We start from the raw sequence: 17,934 nt of genomic DNA on the forward strand, positions 1-17,934 counted from the left end.
CCCCACCCGCCCGCAAGGCGTCGTAGGCGAGGCGAAGTGCCGGAAAACGCGCGAAGTCGGGCGCCTCGAACGTCAACTGCCCGATTTTGGCGAGATCGAGCGGAGCCGCCGGCCCGACAATGCGATCGGGCCATCCGAGGCAATGCGCGATCGGCGTGCGCATGTCCGGAGCGCCCAATTGCGCAACCACCGAACGATCGGAAAACTCGACCATGCCATGGATGATCGATTGCGGATGCACCAGCACGTCGATCTCGTCCGGAGCCAGCGCGAACAGATAGGAAGCTTCGATCACCTCCAGCCCCTTGTTCATCATCGAGGCCGAATCGATGGTGATCTTCTGCCCCATGCTCCAGTTCGGATGTTTCAGCGCCTGCGCCAGCGTCGCCTGCTCGATGTCGGCGCTGTTCCAGGTCCGGAACGGCCCGCCCGAGGCGGTAATGACGACTCGAACAAGCTCTTGGCGATTGCCGGAGCCGAGCGCCTGGAATAGCGCGTTATGCTCGGAATCCGCGGGCAGAATGCACGCCCCCGCCTTCGCCGCACGCTGCATGAAAAAGTCGCCTGCGCATACCAGGCACTCCTTGTTCGCAAGCGCGATCGTCGTCCCTCTGTCGACCGCCGCAAGCGCCGGCTTGAGGCCGGCAGCGCCGCTGACCGCGGCCATCAGCCAGTCCGCCGGGCGCGACGCCGCTTCGATGATCGCACTTTCACCGGCGCCGCATTCGGTGCCGGTGCCGGCCAAGGCATCCTTGAGCTCTTCGAAGCGCGTCGGGTCGGCCACCGCGGCAAAGCGCGCGTCGAACTCGATCGCCAGCTTTGCCAGCGCCTCGACATTGGTGTTGGCGGTCAACGCCTCGACCTGGTAGCGCGCAGGCGAGGCCCGCAACAGATCCATGGTGCTGTCGCCGATCGAGCCGGTGGCACCGAGAACCGTGACGGCACGGACGGCGGAGGCCGCAGCCTTGTTGTTTCGCAACGGAACAGCACTCATATCTTCACCAAACCATAAGACCGCGGCCGACGCCATCGACGCCGCCGCGCAAAATCCCGAGCAGTGCCGCCAGCGCGATCGCGGCGACGAAGCCGTCGAGACGATCGAGCAGTCCGCCATGGCCGGGAATGATCTGGCTGGAGTCCTTGACGCCGAAGCGGCGTTTCACTGCTGATTCAAAGAGATCACCGAGCTGCGAGGCGATCGACAACGCCGCGCCGAGCAGCAGCAACGGACCCATTTTGCCAAAACCGAACGCGGCAAAGGCCGCCGCAATCACCAGGCTTGCGATAAATCCACCGATCGCGCCGGCCCAGGTCTTCTTGGGACTGACCCGCGGCCACAATTTAGGCCCGCCCAGTCCGCGGCCCGCGAAATAGCCGCCGATATCGGTTACCCACACGATCAGCAGAACCATGATCAGCGCCACAAAGCCGGCGACGGCATCGAGGCGTACCAGCACCGACGCGATTTCCGCCGCGGCGGCGTAACAGAAGCCCGCTGCAGCCCAGCCGCGCCGCTCCGCCGACAACAGCAATACACCGGCGAGGCCGAGCGCCAGGGCTGCGAGGCAGACGTCAAGCCGTTGCAGTGCCAGACCCAATCCCCCGACCATCAGCGCGACGATTCCAGCAGCGACAGCCCGCCTGGTTTGAACCGCGCCGACGACCATCAGCCATTCGACGTAAAGTCCGATTGCGCCCAGCGTGGCCAGCCCGCTCCAGAACCATCCGCCGGCCCAGGCAATGGCGATGGCGGTCGGTGCAAGGACCAACGCCGCGGCGACACGGACCAGCAGATTTCGCGGCCCCTGCTCCGCTACGGCCGCCGGCACGGCCTCGCCCGGGGTCACGATCCGGTTTTCGCGGCGAGACCGCCGAAACGGCGCTCGCGCCTGGCATATTCGGCGATCGCGCCTTCGAGCGCCGCCTTGTCGAAGTCCGGCCAGTGGATCGGCACGAACACGAGCTCGCTATAGGCGGCCTGCCACATCAGGAAATTCGACAACCGCTGCTCGCCGCTGGTGCGGATGATCAAATCCGGATCGGGAATATCCGGTGCATCGAGATACTGTCCGAGCGAATCGGCATTGATTGTCGCCGGGTCGCGCCTTCCTTCGGCCACTTCGCGCGCAAGGCGCTGCGCCGCGTTGGCGATTTCCTGCCGCGAACCATAGTTGAACGCGACGACGAGATTGAGGCGGGTATTGTCCCGCGTCAGGTCTTCCGCTTCCTTGAGGAGCGTGCAGATGTCCTGCTCGAGTCCGTCGCGTTCTCCGATGACACGCACGCGCACGCCATCGCGGTGCAACGTCGCGAGGTCGTTGCGGATGAAACGCCGCAGCAGGCCGAACAGATCGCCGATCTCGGTTGCAGGGCGTGACCAGTTCTCGGAGCTGAAGGAAAAAATCGTCAGATAGAGAATGCCGAGTTCGTTCGCCGCGCGAACGACACGCCGCAACGCCTCGACGCCGCGGCGGTGACCCTCGGCCCGCGGCAAGCCACGGGCCGCGGCCCAGCGTCCGTTGCCGTCCATGATGATCGCGACATGCAAAGGCGGTTCGGCGGAATCCGGTCCATCGGTTGCTGGCATGGCGTTCGACATCGGCTGGTTCCCGCAAGCGCCCTCCCGCGCGACAGGGCTCTGCGGCGGTATAGCACTCGAAATCAATAGGTTTACGCCCACTCTCCATGCAAGGCCGCGACCGGCCCCGCAGGGAACGCGTCAGACGGTAAGGATTTCTCTTTCCTTGCCCGCAAGCAACTGATCGATTTCCGAAATCGTGCCATCGGTCGCCTTTTGCACGTCATTTGCGAGACGCTCCTGATCGTCCTCGGAAATCTCGTGGTTCTTCTCCAGCTTCTTGATCGTGTCGAGGCCGTCGCGCCGAACATGCCGGACCGCAACGCGCGCGGCTTCGGCATATTTGTGCGCAACCTTCACCAGGTCCTTGCGCCGCTCTTCGTTGAGCTCCGGGATTCGCAAGCGAAGCACCTGCCCTTCGGTGGCGGGGCTGAGGCCGAGATTGGAATCGACGATCGCCTTCTCCACTGCCTTGACCATCGATTTGTCCCACACCTGCACGGAGAGCAAACGTGGCTCCGGCACGCTGACGGTCGCGAGCTGATTGAGCGGCATGTGGGTGCCGTAAGCCTCGACCTGGACCGGCTCCAGCATCGACGCCGACGCGCGCCCGGTGCGCAAGCCGCCGAGTTCATGCTTGAGAGACTGCGTCGCGCCCTGCATGCGGCGCTTCACTTCATTGATGTCGAAATTGCCCGCGGGCATATCTCTTCCTCCTGAAACTTCTTGGCCTCAATCCACGCCTTCAGTGAATCCGGCCGTTTTTCGCCTGTCAGCCCGCGACAACCGTGCCGCGTCCCGCTCCGCGCAGAATGGCGCCAACCGAACCCGGTTCAGCGATCGAGAACACAATGATAGGCAGCGACGTCTCGCGGGCAAGCGCGAAAGCGGTCGCGTCCATGACCTTGTAACCGCCTTCGAGCGCCTGTGAATGGGTCAAACGCTCAAATCGCCTGGCCGCCGGGTCTTTCTTCGGGTCGGCGCTGTAGACGCCGTCGACATTGGTGGCCTTCAGGACGGCATGGGCGCCGATTTCGGCGGCCCGCAGCACCGCCGTGGTGTCGGTGGTGAAAAACGGGTTGCCGGTGCCGCCGCCCAGCAGCACGACCCGGCCTTCGGCCAGATATTTGAAGGCGGTAGACCGGGTGTACAGCTCGCAGACTTCCGGCATCACGAACGCCGACAAGGTTCGCGCCGGCTGCCCCTTGCGCTCAAGCGCGGCCTCCAGCGCGAGGCAGTTCATGATGGTCGCCAGCATGCCCATCGTGTCGCCGACCGGACGCGACACGCCGCGCGACGATATTTCGACGCCGCGCACCAGATTGCCGCCGCCGACCACGACGGCCACCTCGACGCCGAGCAGCCGCGCCGCGATCAGGTCGCCGGCGATGCGGTCGATGGTCGGCTGGTCCATGCCGAACGAATGGCTGCCGGCGAAATATTCGCCGGAAAGCTTGATCACCACACGACGATAGACCGGCTCAGCCATGATGCGATCGCTTTCTCCAGAATACGCGGCAACCCCGTTACGATACGGGCGCGGGATCCTCCGGCGGCTTCTGGCCGCTGGCGGCAGCGACTTCGGCGGCGAAATCGCTTTCCTGCCTCTCGATTCCCTCGCCCAGAGCATAGCGCACAAATCCGGCGATCTTCACAGGCGCGCCGATCCTGCCCTCAGCTTCCTTGACGGCTTGCGCTACCGACTTGCCCTTTTCGTCATGGATGAAGGCCTGATCCATCAGGCAGACTTCCTTGTAATAGGTCTTCAAGCCGGACTCGACGATCTTCTCGATCATATTCTCCGCCTTGCCCTGCTGGCGGTACTTGTCGGCCAGCACGTCCTTTTCGCGCTGCACGACGGCCGGATCCAGGGCCGCCGCATCGAGCGCCTGCGGATTGGCCGCGGCAACGTGCATGGCAAGCTGGCGGCCGAGATGTGCCAGTTCGTCGGCCTCGCCGCCCGATTCCAGCGCCACGATCACGCCCATCTTGCCGGCGCCCTCGATCACGGCATTGTGGATGTAGCTCGACACCACGCCCTTGCCCACCTCGAGCAAAGCCGCGCGACGCAGCGTCATGTTCTCGCCGATGGTTGCGATCGCATCGGTGATCGCCCGCTCCACGGTGAAGTCGCCGACCGGGGCCGCCTTGATCTGTTCCACATCGGCGCCGACCTTGAGCGCCACCTGCGCAATCATCTTGACCAGTCCCTGGAACTGCTCGTTACGCGCGACGAAGTCGGTCTCCGAATTCACCTCAACCACGACCCCCTTGGTGCCGGCGGTGATGGCGCCGATCAGGCCTTCGGCCGCAACGCGGCCGGCCTTCTTGGCGGCCTTCGACAAGCCCTTCTTGCGCAGCCAGTCGATCGCCGCTTCCATATCGCCGTTGTTTTCGGAGAGCGCCTGCTTGCAATCCATCATGCCGACGCCGGTCGTCTCGCGCAAATCCTTGACCATCGCCGCGGTGATTGTTGCCATCGTCAGTTCCTTTGCCTGTCGTGGCGAGCGCGGCGATGCCTTGTGAGCCGCGCCGCCGCCCGCCATCAGGGATTGCGTCAATTGAATCGGGAAATCGGTGGCCGGATCGTTCCGGCCACGCACGCCAGCGTTATTCCGCTTCCGCCGTCATCGCCTTGGCCTGGGCCACCCAGCCGTCGGCGCGGGCCGGCAGGCCGACCTCTTCACCGATCTTATGCGCGGTGTCGTGATCGAGTTCAGCCAACTGCCAGTAATGGAAGATGCCGAGGTCGTTGAACTTCTTCTCGATCGCGCCGGACACGCCGGTGAGCTTCTTGAGGTCGTCGGCAGCCCCGCGCGGGCCGGCCAGACCCTGGAAGCCGGCCGGCTGCGGCGACGCCGGAATTTCCTCGCGAACCGGGTGCGACGAGGCGCCGATGTCGATCCCGGATTCACCCTGGGCCCGCGAGATGCCGTCGATCACCGCGCGCGCCATCAGGTCACAATACAGCGAGATCGCGCGGCCGGCGTCGTCATTGCCGGGCACGACGTAGGTGATCCCCTTGGGGTCGGAATTGGTATCGACAATCGCGGCGACCGGAATGTTCAGCCGCTGCGCTTCCTGGATCGCGATATCTTCCTTGTTGGTGTCGATCACGAAGATCATGTCCGGCAGGCCGCCCATGTCCTTGATGCCGCCGAGCGAGCGGTCGAGCTTGTCGCGCTCGCGCTGCAGCGTCAGCCGCTCCTTCTTGGTATAGGCATTGGCATCGCCGGAATTGAGCACTTCGTCGAGATGACGCAGGCGCTTGATCGAACCGGAAATCGTCTTCCAGTTGGTCAGCGTGCCGCCGAGCCAGCGCGAATTGACGAAATACTGCGCCGACCGCTTGGCGGCCTCCGCGACGCCGTCCTGCGCCTGCCGCTTGGTGCCGACGAACAGGACACGGCCGCCCTTGGCGACGGTATCGCTGACGGCCTGCAGCGCGCGATGCAGCAGCGGCACGGTCTGCGCGAGATCGATGATGTGGATGTTGTTGCGGGCGCCGAAGATGTAATCCGACATCTTCGGATTCCAGCGGTGCGATTGGTGGCCAAAGTGAACGCCAGCCTCTAACAGCTGACGCATGGAAAAATCGGGTAGCGCCATCGTTCAGTTCTCCGGTTGGTTCCTCCGGAAGCGTGTGAGCAATACGAGCCTCAAGCCATAAAGACCTGCGGCCCGGTTGCCACCGGACGGCCTGTGACAGCCATGCTTCCGTGTGAGATGGGGCGGTATATAGCGGGATTTGAGGGAGAAGCAAGGCGAAAGGGCCCTTGGCTGTGCCAACGGCCGCCTTTTGCCGCTCGCGGCCGGCTTTATCATTTGTCTGCCGGCGTTGTCGCTGGCAGGGGATCCGAGGTGCCAGACCGCTGCGGGCATCGCGCCTTGCGACATTTTGAGCTACGTTAGGAATTGCGGCGGACGCTCCCCGTGGTAAGTTCCTGATCGGTCCTGCGACAGGAGAGCGATATGCCGATGCAGCGCATCACGGTGCAATTGACGGAGCTTCGCTGCATTGCTCAATCCGAAGCCGGCGGCTCGGAGCCGTATCTGTGGACGACTTTCTTTGCCTTCGGCGCGGAGCCATTGCCATTCCAGTCGGGACCGGTAGCGGTGGACACGCCGTCCTACGACGCCTTTCGGACCGAATTTCCGAACAACATGAAGGCCGGTCAGGCGGTGCCCGTTCCATCCTTCGTCGCGTCAGCGAGCTTCGATATGGATCTCGATCTGGCGCCGCATCCGAAACTGATCGGCGCCATCGCCGTCCTGCTCGAACAAGACAGCACGCCTGACAGCTCCATCATTCTCGGTCGCATCGCTTTCTCAAAAGAAATCGATAAGCAGCTGAATGCCTTGATATCAAAGCGCATTCAGACCGGAGATACCAGTCCCCTTACCGACCAGGAGATCAATGCCGTCAAGAGTGCCGTCAAAAGCAAGGTCAAGGACGCGATCAAGAGCGATCAGTCGTTCTTCGGTCTGCTGACGCGGGATCAAGACGACATCATCGGATTTGTCTATAAGGTCTTTGCACATCCGCCTGACCCGCCCCAGCCCGACATCTCGTTCCAGTATTTCGACTTTCCGGAAATAACGAGTGGGTCGGACAACCGCTTCGTCCTGAGTGGCCGGTTATCGCTGGGGCCGGTTCCGACCCCTCCGGTCGATCGCTGCGCCACGCAGCGCGCGGCCTTGAAGGCGAAGACCGATCAAATCCATGCCCTGGAAACCAGAATTACGTCCTTGCAGACCCAGTTGCAGCACGCGTCGCCGTCGCAGAAGGCTTTCATTGTTCAAGAGATCACCGCGACCGGCGACCTGCTCACCCAGGCCGAGGCGGAGCTGCCAGCCCTGCAGGCTGCACTGGACGCTTGCGAGTCGCGTCCGCATCCCGGCGGCGTCATAACCGGCACCACCGTCGGCGTTGGTCGCGACAATCGTTAACGCGCTGGCCGTTGCACCCGCCATGGTGCAGGGGTCACACCGTCTGCACGTCCACCACCCCCGATACCGCCTTGATCGCGCCGGCGATCTGCGGCGAAACCTTGAAGCGGCCGGGGAGCTTCATTTCGACCTCGGTTTCGAGATCGAGCATCAGCACCAGCGAGACGTCGCCGTCGCCATTGCCGCCAGCGCTGGAGAATTTTGCCGCTGGCGCACGCAGAGGCCCGCCTTGCGGCGCCCCTTCCGATCCCTGCAGCCGCCGCACGATCGACTCCAGCGGTTTTGTATCGCGCAGGAATATTCGCAGACCCTTTTGGGTCTTGGCCGCGGCCGCTTCCAGCGGCTCGGCGTGCAGCACGCGGGCGCGGACTTCCTCGCCCTGCAGCTCGGCGCCGAGCTGCATCAGCACGGCCGTGCCCGGCTCCAGGATGTCGCGATACTGCGCAAGGCCTTCGGAAAACAGCACCGCCTCGAAGTGGCCGGTCGGGTCGGACAGGCCGATGATGCCCATCTTGTTGCCGGTCTTGGTGCGCCGCTCCATCCGCGACACCACGGTGGCGGCAACCTTGCCGGCGGTCGCACCGGTTTTTACGGCGCGCGAAAATTCCGACCACGACTGCACCCGCAACCGTTTCAACGCCGTGGCGTAATCGTCGAGCGGATGACCCGAGAGGAAAAACCCGATGGCGTCGTATTCGCGCCGCAGCCGGTCGGCCGGCAGCCATGGCTCGGTCTGCGGCAGCATGATGGTGGGCGCGTCGGCAGCACCTCCGAACATGTCGTTCTGGCCCATGCTGGCGGCTTCATGGCTGCGCTGGCAGGCCGCGAGGATGGCTTCCGCGCCGGCGAATACGCGGGCGCGATTGGAATCCAGGACGTCGAAAGCACCGGCGGCCGCGAGGCTCTCGATGACGCGCTTGTTGATCGCGCGCGGATTGACCCGCGCGGCGAAATCGGCCAGCGACGTGAACAGCCCCTCCTTGCGCGCCTCCACGATCAATTCCACGGCCTGGGCGCCGACGCCTTTCAGCCCGGCAAGCGCGTAGTAGATGGTGCCATTGCTGACTTCGAAGGTCGCACCGGAGCGATTGACGTTGGGCGCCTCGACCTTGATCCCGAGCCGTTGCGCTTCGGCGCGAAACTCTGAGAGCTTGTCGGTGTTGCTCATATCGAGCGTCATCGACGCTGCGATAAATTCGACCGGATGATGCGCCTTCATGTAGGCGGTATGATACGACACCAAGGCGTAGGCTGCGGCATGGCTCTTATTGAAGCCGTAATCGGCGAACTTGGCGAGCAGTTCGAAGATCGTATCCGCCTGCTCCTTGGCGATCGCGTTCTTGACGGCGCCCTCGATAAATCGCTTGCGCTGCGCTTCCATCTCGCTGCGGATTTTTTTGCCCATGGCGCGGCGCAACAGGTCGGCTTCGCCGAGCGAATAGCCGGCCATGACCTGCGCGATCTGCATCACCTGCTCCTGATAGATGATGACGCCGAAGGTTTCCTTCAGGATCGGCTCGAGCATGGGATGCAGGTATTCCGGCTCCTCGTCGCCGTGCTTGCGCGCGCAGTAGGTCGGGATGTTGGCCATCGGACCAGGACGGTAAAGTGCTACCAGTGCGATGATGTCCTCGAACCGGTCCGGCCGCATGTCGACCAGCGCGCGGCGCATGCCCTGGCTTTCCACCTGGAACACACCGACTACATCGCCCCGCGCCAGCGTCTGATAACTTAAGCTATCGTCGAGCGGCAGCGTCGGAAGATCGAGCTCCACGCCGCGCTGCTTCAGCAGTTTGACCGCGAGGTCGAGCACCGTCAGTGTTTTCAGGCCGAGGAAGTCGAACTTGACCAATCCCGCCGGCTCGACCCATTTCATGTTGAACTGGGTCACCGGCATGTCGGATTTCGGATCGCGATAGAGCGGCACCAGTTCGCTCAACGGCCGGTCGCCGATCACGATGCCGGCGGCGTGGGTCGAGGCATGCCGGGTCAGGCCCTCGAGACGCTGCGCGATGTCGAAGGCGCGCGCCACCACCGGGTCTTCATCGCGAAACGCCTGCAGCTTCGGCTCGCTGGCAATCGCCTGCGCCAGCGTGACGGGCGCCGCCGGATTTTGCGGCACCAGTTTTGTCAGCTTGTCGACCTGCCCGTACGGCATCTGCAATACGCGGCCGACGTCGCGCAGCACGCCGCGGGCCTGCAAGGTGCCGAAGGTGATGATCTGGGCCACCTGGTCGCGGCCATAGCGCTGCTGCACGTAGTCGATGACTTCGTCGCGGCGGTCCTGGCAGAAGTCGATGTCGAAGTCCGGCATCGACACCCGCTCGGGATTGAGAAACCGCTCGAACAGAAGGCCGAAACGGATCGGGTCGAGATCGGTGATCGTCAGCGCGTAGGCGACCAGCGATCCTGCGCCGGAACCTCGGCCGGGTCCGACAGGAATGCCTTCGGCCTTGGCCCACTGGATGAAATCCGCGACGATCAGGAAGTAGCCCGCATAATTCATGCGGGTGATGACATCGATCTCGAACGCCAGCCGCGCCCGGTAATCTTCGTCGCTCACGCCCTGGGCCAGGCCGTGGACCCTGAGCCGGTTGCCGAGTCCCTCTTCGGCCTGGCGGCGCAGTTCGGCAGCCTCGTCGCTTTCAGCGCCCGCGGCGCTGGCGCCGGCGCCGACCGTGAACCGCGGCAGGATCGGCTTGCGCATCGTCGGCCGGAACGAACAGCGCTCGGCGATTTCGATCGTGGAGGCGAGCGCCTCCGGAATATCGGCGAACAGCACCGCCATTTCGGCACGGGTCTTGAAGCGATGATCGGCGGTCAGTTGATCGCGGTCGGTTTCTGCGACCAGTCGGCCGCCGGCGATGCACAGCAACGCGTCGTGGGCTTCGTAATCGTCCGCTGTCGCGAAATACGGTTCGTTGGTGGCGACCAGCGGGAAACCTTTTGTATAAGCGAGGTCGATCAGGGCGCCTTCCGCGCGCCGCTCTTTCCCGGCGCCGTGACGCTGCAATTCGACGTAGAGCCGATCGCCGAACAGATGCGCCAGCCGGTCGCAACGCAGCGCCGCGAGCGCTGCCTGATCGGCATTGATGGCAAGCGCGATCGGGCCTTCGGGCCCGCCGGTCAGGGCGATCAAGCCGTCGGCATGGTCCCGCAGCCAGTCGAATTTGACGTGCGGCGCCTGGTGGATCGGCGTTTCCAGGAATGCCCGCGAGTTCAGCCGCATCAGATTGCGATAGCCGGCCTCGCGCGCCGCCAGCAGCACGATCCGCGCCGGGCCCGCAGCCAAGGCGTTGCGGGCGCTGGCATCCTGATCGCCGAAGTCGACCGCAAGCTCGCATCCAATGATCGGCTGGATGCCGACCCCGGCCATCTTGTCGGAGAATTCCAGCGCGCCGAACATGTTGTCGGTGTCGGTCAGCGCCAGCGCGGGCTGCCGGTCCGCCTTGGCGAGCTCGGCCAGCTTCTGGATCTTGATCGACCCCTTCAGCAGCGAATAGGCCGAATGCGTATGCAGGTGGACGAATCCGGCATTCGACATGGTCGAGGGTCTCTCGATCCTGGGCTGCTCAGTCTTGGGCCGCTCAGTCTTGGGCTTCTCGGCCGCGGGCGTCTGCATCATGGGCTTTGAGCGATCATCAGCTTGAGGGAGCACCGCGACCGCAAGGCCGACTCGTCCGCCAATGGTGATGCCTCGCGCTCAGCCTGTCCACGCCGAACCGGTCGTTCCGACCCGGCATCCCGCTTTTCCCCAGGCCGGGAACAATCCGTCCGGCGATGCTGTCAGAGCTGGGGAATCAGTTGCGCCCAGACCGCGATCATCCCGACAAACAATACGATGGATGCCAGCGCGGCAGCCTCTTCGACAAACGTCTTTAACATGGCCCTCTCCTCCCTTTGGAACATAGCAGGAACAATGTTCCTTTTTTGTTCTCAAAGTCAAGAAGGAAGCGCGAGACCAGAAAGCAGAGGCTTAACGGCCGGTTAGCGGGGCCCTATATACTCGGCGGGGTGAACGCTGGCCATTCGACGCGCAGAAACGCGGGTTGACGGAACCCTACGGTCCGGCTTGGGTTGCCATCCACGGCACCAAGAAATCCGGCTTGAGCCGGAGGAAGGCACCCCCATGCGCAGCATCATCCTGGCCCTGTTGGCCGCCGCCGGACTGGCCACAACCGCCACCGCGCCGGCCGAGGCCGTAGGTACCCGCTATCCGGTTTGCATTCAGGGCGACGAATATCCGGGTTTGAGCGGCTGTTATTTCTCGAGCTTCCCACAGTGCCAGGCTACGGCTTCGGGACGGTTTCTGACCTGTATCGCCAATCCCTTTTATGCCGGCGGCGGCGATCCCGGTGCGTATCGCGGCCGGCGCCCGCCGCCCGGCTATCCTTATTCCTACTGAACCCGTTTAGATCAAGAGGCGGTCGACCACCGCAAGAGAGGCTCCCATGCGCATTATACCGGCCACGTTAGGTTTGTTGGCGACAGCAGCCATCTCCGCTGCCGGGACGGCGCAGGCCGGATACGATTATCCGGTGTGCTTACGGGTCTATGGGCCCGCCACCTATACCGAGTGCGGCTACACCTCGATCGCGCAGTGCAAGGCGACCGCTTCCGGGCGCGCCGCCGAATGCTACCCCAACGTCTTCGCGTCCGCTCCGGTCATGGCGGGCCGGGCCTATCGGCGGCATGGCGGTCACTGAGCGCCAGCTAATCCATCTCGACGACGAGGCCGTCCTTGAGCGACACCCGCCGGTCCATCCGGCCGGCCAACGCCATGTTGTGGGTGGCGATCAGCATCGCCACCCGGGTCGCTTTGACCAGTTGCATCAGCGCCTGGAATACATGGTCGGCGGTGTGCGGATCCAGATTGCCGGTCGGCTCGTCGGCGAACAGAACGCGCGGCGCATTGGCGACCGCACGAGCGATCGCCACCCGCTGCTGTTCGCCGCCCGACAATTCCGCCGGGCGGTGGGTGATGCGATCGCCGAGGCCGAGATAAGCCAGAATTTCGGTGGCGCGCTTGACGGTTTCGGAGCGTTTGAGGCCGCCGATCATCTGCGGCAGCATGACGTTTTCGAGCGCGGTGAATTCCGGAAGCAGCCGGTGCGACTGATAGACAAAGCCGATATCGGTGCGGCGGATCTGGGTCCGCTCAACATCGGACAATCCGGATGTCGCGGTGCCGCCGACGTAAACCTCGCCATCGTCGGGACTTTCGAGCAGGCCGGCAATGTGCAGCAGCGTCGATTTGCCCGAACCCGACGGCGCCACCAGCGCCACCGACTGCCCCGCCCACAGCGCGAGCTTGGCGCCATCGAGGATCGTCAGCGTCGCCTCGCCCTGCACGTACTGCCGCCTGATTTCGTGAAGATAGACGACCGGCACATCTTCCGTCCCCTGCTCCATCTTGCTCACTCACTCGTACCTTAGCGCATCGACGGGATCGAGCCGCGCAGCGCGCCATGACGGATACAGCGTGGCGAGAAAGGACAGCGTCAGCGCCATGATCACGACCGCGCTGGTTTCGCCGATATCGACCTCGGCAGGCAATTTGGACAGAAAATACAGCTCCGGCGAAAACAGTTCGGTGTTGGTGAGCCACGACAGGAATTGCCGGATCGATTCGATGTTCAGGCAGATCAGCATCCCCACCAAGAATCCGGCCAACGTGCCGACCACGCCGATCGCCGCCCCGGTGATCAGGAACACCCGCATGATCGATCCCTGGGAGGCGCCCATGGTGCGCAGAATGGCGATATCGCTGCCCTTGTCCTTCACCAGCATGATCAGGCCGGAGATGATATTCAGCGCCGCGACCAGAATGATCAGAGTGAGGATCAGGAACATCACGTTGCGCTCGACCTGGAGCGCGTTGAAAAACGTCGAATTACGCTGCCGCCAGTCCACCAGAAACACCGGCCGTCCCGCGGCTTCGGTGACGGATTTGCGGAAAGCATCGATCCTGTCGGGATTGGTGGTGTAGACCTCGATCGAGGTCACGTCCGAGTTGCGGTTGAAATAGGCCTGCGCTTCCGTCAGCGGCATGAACACGAATGTGGAATCATATTCCGACATGCCGATCTCGAACACGGCGGCGACCTTGTAGGGTTTTATGCGCGGCGTCGTACCCATCGGGGTGACCGCGCCGCGCGGCGCCACCAGCGTGATGTTGTCGCCGGCATGCAGCGACAGTTGGTCGGCTAATCGCCGCCCGATCGCCACGCCCTGCGCGTCGTCAAATCCCTCCAGCGTGCCTTGCTTGACGTTCCTGGCGATCGAGGTGAGGTTGTTGAGATCGCCGGCGCGGATGCCGCGCACGAACACGCCGGCTGCGCCGAACGCCGACGACCCCAGCGCCTGGCCATCCACCACCGGCGCGGCCAGCCTGATGCCTGCGACGTGATTGATGCGATCGGCCACATCCTTCCAGTCGGTGAGCGGGGATTCCAGCGGCTGAACCAGCAGATGGCCGTTGAGGCCGAGAATCTTGTCCAGCAATTCCTTGCGGAAGCCGTTCATGACCGCCATCACGATGATCAGCGTGGCGACGCCGAGCATGATGCCGAGGAAGGAAAAGCCGGCGATGACGGAAATGAAGCCTTCCTTGCGTCGCGCCCGCAAATAGCGCCCGGACAGCAACCATTCGAAAGGGGCGAAAGGGGGGGTTCGAACTGGCTCGCTCATGGCTTCATCCATAGTTCGATTCTCACACGATTTGGGCTAATTCTAGCCACGCCCCGCCGGGCCGCGTCGGCCCGCGGTGGATAAATCGTCATGACGCAAGCCGCGCCAGGGCTTCGGCGGGGCTGACCTGCTCGCGCGATCCGTCGCCGCGCCGCTTGATTTCGACCTTGCCTTCGGCAAGCCCCTTGGGTCCGACCATGACCTGCCAGGGAACGCCGATCAGATCGGCGGCGGCGAATTTGGCGCCGGCGCGCGCGTCGGTGTCGTCATAGAGAACATCGACCCCTTTGGCTGACAGCTCGCGGTAAAGCTGCTCGCACGCCGCGTCGGTGTCGTCGGCGCCCTGCTTCAGGTTCAGGATCGCGACCCGGAATGGCGCTACCGCTTCCGGCCATTTGATGCCGGCGTCGTCATGGCAGGCTTCGATGATCGCTCCGACAAGACGCGATACGCCGACGCCGTAGGAGCCGCCGTGCACCGGCACCTCGGCGCCGTCGGCGCCCGCGACAGAAGCCTTCATCGAGTCCGAATATTTGGTGCCGAAGTAAAAGATCTGGCCGACCTCGATGCCGCGGGTATGAACCCGTCTGTCCGCGGGAACTTCGCGCTCAAAACGCTCGGCGTCATGAACGTCCTCGGTGGCGGCATAGGCCCCAGTCCATTGCCGGATGATCGGCGTCAGATCGCCGTCGTAGTCGATATCTTCGCCGGGCACCGGCAGGTGAAGGACATCGCTGTTGCAGTAGACGCCGGACTCGCCGGTTTCGGCCAATACGATGAATTCGTGGCTGAGGTCGCCGCCGATCGGGCCGGTTTCGGCGCGCATCGGGATCGCCTTCAGGCCCATGCGCGCAAAGGTCCGCAGGTAGGCCACGAACATCCTGTTATAGGAACGCCGGGCCGCGGCCTCGTCGACATCAAAGGAATACGCGTCCTTCATCAGAAACTCGCGGCCGCGCATGACGCCGAAACGCGGGCGCTGCTCGTCGCGGAACTTCCACTGGATGTGGTAGAGATTAAGCGGCAGGCTTTTGTAGGAGCGGACGTAACTGCGGAAAATCTCGGTGATCATTTCCTCGTTGGTCGGGCCATACAGCAATTCGCGCTTGTGCCGGTCCTGGATCCGCAGCATTTCCGGTCCGTAGGCGTCGTAGCGCCCGCTCTCGCGCCACAGATCGGCCAGTTGCAGCGTCGGCATCAAGAGTTCGACGGCGCCGGCGCGGTTCTGCTCCTCGCGGACGATCTGCTCGATCTTCTTGAGCACCCGCAATCCCAACGGCAGCCACGCATAAATTCCCGCCGCCTCCTGCCGCATCATGCCGGCGCGCAACATCAGACGATGCGAAACGATCTCGGCTTCCTTCGGGGTTTCCTTCAGGATAGGCAGAAAAAACCGCGACAGTCGCATGGGCACGCTCGCAGAATCGGGGTGGGAGACGGGAAGCCAGCAGTGAAACCGGATCGGGCATGAAAACACAAGGCCGGGTGTTCGGGGGTGCGCGAAAATGCGCTGAATTCCGGCATTTAGGCCGCGATATCGACCGCGCGGTTAGGCACGAACCGGCCGGCGAACCGTGAAGGATAACGACCGCTGTCACGGCGCGGGCAGGTCGGCTTCGTCTTCCAGCGTCACTTTTTCGAAATCCGTCACCAACGCTTCGATGCGCACCCGCCAGCGCCCGGCAAACGGTATCGGCACGTCGCGGACGGTCCAGGTGCTGTCGGCACCTTGCATGGCGCGCCGCTCCATCGGTTCGATAGCCTTCTCCGGCAGGCTCAGGAACAGGGATACCTCCTTGGCCTGCAGCGGACTGGCGTCGGCCGCCATGATCTGCAGCTCAAAATCGTCGGTGCCGGCCCTGCCCGGCGAAATCAGCACCTGGAACATCGCTCTGTCGGAATGGATATGCAGCGCGAGCGGAGGAATCGCGGCCATCAGCGAACGCGGCGGCGGCGTGAAGCGCCAGCCCGCCGCCAGCGCCAGAATTCCGACAGCCACCGCGCATTCGAATCCGATTGAACGAACCAGCGCCCGCCCATCCTGCAAGGGCGACCGGAGCGCCGGCGTCAACCGGAAACGGTTCAGTGCCGCGAGCCCGAGCAGCACGACGACCAACGCCAGCTTGATGCACAGGATCCGTCCATAATTGGTGCCGACCAGCGCCTGAACGCTTTCGAGCTGGATGACGGCAAGCACCCCCCCGGTCAGCGCCACCATGCCGACGACCGGTACCGCACCCTTCGAAAACCGGTGCAATGGCGGCAGCAGAGATGGCGCCGGACCGCGCGCCTGAGCCATCAACGGCAGCAGCGCTCCGACCCACCAGGCAAGGCCTGCGCCGTGCAGGAATATCACGGGCCGGGTCAGCCATTGCGGCGGAGCCGTGCCGGCATGACCGCTTGCCGCAAGCGACAGCCCGACGCCCGCCAATGCCACCGCAGACAGCGTTCGCGCGGCCCTCGCCGAGCGGAATCGCAGGCCGAGATAACTCAAACCCATCGCCGCCGACGCAAGGACGAGTGACGGTCCGAGCGTTGTTTTGATGGCCGCCTGCCAGGGCGCAGCGGTCAGGACGTCCGATACCGGAAGCCCGAGCAGATCAAGACCCTGACATCCCAACGATACGGCGGCGCTGCCTGATCCCAGCGCCAGGGCCGCCACGACCGGTTTCGAACGGGTCCGGACATCGGCGGTCCAGGCATTGAAAAATACGCCGCCGACGCCAACGAACAGGCCGAGATAGAGGCCGACCCGCGACAGCCAGATCAGGACGCCGAGCGTGGAAGAGGAGCCCGTTGGCAACGTCACCGGCCTTCCCATGCCGACGGAAAACATCATCGATCCGGCAACCGGATGCCCATCCGCCGAGATAACCCGATAGCTGATCACCTGGGTGCCCGCAGGCAGTCCGGCGGGCAGCATGATCTCGATGGTTTCGCCGGTTGCGTAAACCGCGACGTCGGCGCGGCTCCTGCCCTGCGCGTCGATCACGCCAATGACCGCCGGCGTCACCGGCTCGTTGAATCGCAACCGCACCGCGCCGGGCGCTTGCGCGACCGTGCTGCCGTCCCGCGGCTCCGCCCCTACCAGCGATGCATGCGCGAGCGCACCGCTGCTTTCGCAAATGACAACCAGCCATACGGCGATCACAGCGACGAGGCGCATCATCCGACGATCGCCGCTATGGCTTCGGCATCAGTTTGACACCGGGCGCCGGCGACTTGGTGTCATGCGCGGATTTGCCTTGCTCGGGAATGTCGATCCAGCGGCTGGTCCCCTGCTCGCATTCCTGCACCACCGGGAAATACAGCGTCATGCCAGGTTTGAGGCTGCCGGTGAGAAACGTGCTTGCGACGAATTCGTCGTAATTGTCGTCCGGCAATTTGCCGCCGCTCCACGCCACCTCCTTGACGCCCTCCGAAATCGTCGCTCCGTGATAATCGTAACTTGTCGCGTATTTGCCCTTCACCGTCTCGACGCTCCAGCCGGGCTTTGGCATCGGCTTCACCGCGATCACTCCCTCCGGAATTTGCACCCGGATCTTGACGGTCGCCGAGCCGGCGCAGCCGTGCGGCACCGCAAAGACCGCCTTATAATGCGATCCCGGGCTCGCCTGGCGGTTCTCAAGAATCACATGCGCCTCGGCGGCCGTGACCATGGTCGCGGCCGCAAGGCCGATGATGCGGAGCGTGTTGCGTTTCATGGTCGTGGTCCT

The 17,934-nt window shown here is 63.9% G+C and carries 16 protein-coding genes; 3 read left to right on the forward strand and 13 right to left on the reverse strand.

Translation table 11 applies throughout. The annotated features are described in order from the left end of the window. From dxr to ACFE72_RS09195, 7 genes are all read right to left on the reverse strand, one after another. The coding region (gene dxr / locus ACFE72_RS09165) for a 1-deoxy-D-xylulose-5-phosphate reductoisomerase (protein ID WP_375412772.1) at nt 1-994 on the reverse strand (994 nt) is incomplete at its 3' end. A 4-nt stretch (nt 995-998) separates the two neighbouring features. Continuing rightward, nucleotides 999-1,847, reverse strand: a complete 849-nt coding sequence (locus ACFE72_RS09170; RefSeq protein ID WP_375412773.1) for a phosphatidate cytidylyltransferase — start codon at nt 1,845-1,847, stop codon at nt 999-1,001. Then, complete coding sequence (locus ACFE72_RS09175; protein WP_375412774.1) at nt 1,844-2,599, reverse strand: isoprenyl transferase; 756 nt, start codon at nt 2,597-2,599, stop codon at nt 1,844-1,846. Before ACFE72_RS09175 ends, ACFE72_RS09170 begins: the two co-directional genes overlap by 4 nt. Before the next feature lie 120 nt (nt 2,600-2,719). Continuing rightward, nucleotides 2,720-3,283, reverse strand: coding sequence for a ribosome recycling factor (gene frr, locus ACFE72_RS09180; RefSeq protein WP_375412775.1), 564 nt, complete (start codon nt 3,281-3,283; stop codon nt 2,720-2,722). 67 nt (nt 3,284-3,350) lie between these two features. Continuing rightward, a complete protein-coding gene (pyrH, locus tag ACFE72_RS09185) occupies nt 3,351-4,067 on the reverse strand; it encodes a UMP kinase (protein WP_375412776.1) in 717 nt (238 codons plus the stop codon). Nucleotides 4,068-4,104: 37 nt separating this feature from the next. Further along, complete coding sequence (gene tsf, locus ACFE72_RS09190; RefSeq protein ID WP_375412777.1) at nt 4,105-5,058, reverse strand: translation elongation factor Ts; 954 nt, start codon at nt 5,056-5,058, stop codon at nt 4,105-4,107. Nucleotides 5,059-5,188: 130 nt separating this feature from the next. After that, nucleotides 5,189-6,187, reverse strand: a complete 999-nt coding sequence (locus tag ACFE72_RS09195) for a 30S ribosomal protein S2 (protein ID WP_375412778.1) — start codon at nt 6,185-6,187, stop codon at nt 5,189-5,191. A 612-nt stretch (nt 6,188-6,799) separates the two neighbouring features. Here ACFE72_RS09195 and ACFE72_RS09200 point away from each other — a divergent pair. Then, complete coding sequence (locus tag ACFE72_RS09200; protein ID WP_375412779.1) at nt 6,800-7,528, forward strand: hypothetical protein; 729 nt, start codon at nt 6,800-6,802, stop codon at nt 7,526-7,528. A 34-nt stretch (nt 7,529-7,562) separates the two neighbouring features. On the opposite strand, the gene dnaE is transcribed toward ACFE72_RS09200, so the two are convergent. Then, the gene (gene dnaE, locus ACFE72_RS09205; RefSeq protein ID WP_375412780.1) at nt 7,563-11,072 is read right to left on the reverse strand and encodes a DNA polymerase III subunit alpha; all 3,510 of its coding nucleotides are present in this window, start codon (nt 11,070-11,072) and stop codon (nt 7,563-7,565) included. Nucleotides 11,073-11,657: 585 nt separating this feature from the next. Here dnaE and ACFE72_RS09210 point away from each other — a divergent pair. Both ACFE72_RS09210 and ACFE72_RS09215 read left to right on the forward strand, forming a co-directional pair. Further along, on the forward strand, nt 11,658-11,933 hold the full coding sequence (locus ACFE72_RS09210; RefSeq protein ID WP_375412781.1) for a DUF3551 domain-containing protein: 276 nt from the start codon (nt 11,658-11,660) through the stop codon (nt 11,931-11,933). A gap of 46 nt (nt 11,934-11,979) precedes the next feature. Then, nucleotides 11,980-12,234, forward strand: a complete 255-nt coding sequence (locus ACFE72_RS09215; protein WP_375412782.1) for a DUF3551 domain-containing protein — start codon at nt 11,980-11,982, stop codon at nt 12,232-12,234. A 7-nt stretch (nt 12,235-12,241) separates the two neighbouring features. Here ACFE72_RS09215 and ACFE72_RS09220 read toward each other — a convergent pair whose 3' ends face one another. From ACFE72_RS09220 to ACFE72_RS09240, 5 genes are all read right to left on the reverse strand, one after another. Next, nucleotides 12,242-12,940 (reverse strand): ABC transporter ATP-binding protein, encoded by a 699-nt coding sequence (locus tag ACFE72_RS09220; protein ID WP_375412861.1) that lies wholly within the window; start codon nt 12,938-12,940, stop codon nt 12,242-12,244. Between the two features lie 9 nt (nt 12,941-12,949). Beyond that, complete coding sequence (locus ACFE72_RS09225) at nt 12,950-14,230, reverse strand: lipoprotein-releasing ABC transporter permease subunit (RefSeq protein WP_375412783.1); 1,281 nt, start codon at nt 14,228-14,230, stop codon at nt 12,950-12,952. 76 nt (nt 14,231-14,306) lie between these two features. Then, nucleotides 14,307-15,626: a proline--tRNA ligase gene (gene proS, locus ACFE72_RS09230; protein WP_375412784.1), complete on the reverse strand. Its 1,320-nt coding sequence runs from the start codon at nt 15,624-15,626 to the stop codon at nt 14,307-14,309. Nucleotides 15,627-15,812: 186 nt separating this feature from the next. Then, nucleotides 15,813-17,387 carry a copper resistance CopC/CopD family protein gene (locus ACFE72_RS09235; RefSeq protein ID WP_375412785.1) on the reverse strand — a complete coding sequence of 525 codons (1,575 nt, stop codon included), beginning with the start codon at nt 17,385-17,387 and terminating at the stop codon, nt 15,813-15,815. Between the two features lie 13 nt (nt 17,388-17,400). Continuing rightward, a complete protein-coding gene (locus ACFE72_RS09240; RefSeq protein WP_375412786.1) occupies nt 17,401-17,922 on the reverse strand; it encodes a YcnI family protein in 522 nt (173 codons plus the stop codon). Nucleotides 17,923-17,934 lie beyond the last annotated feature (12 nt).

Origin of the sequence: uncultured Bradyrhizobium sp. (genome assembly GCF_964252615.1) — a bacterium.
In the GTDB taxonomy this organism is placed as follows: domain Bacteria; phylum Pseudomonadota; class Alphaproteobacteria; order Rhizobiales; family Xanthobacteraceae; genus Bradyrhizobium.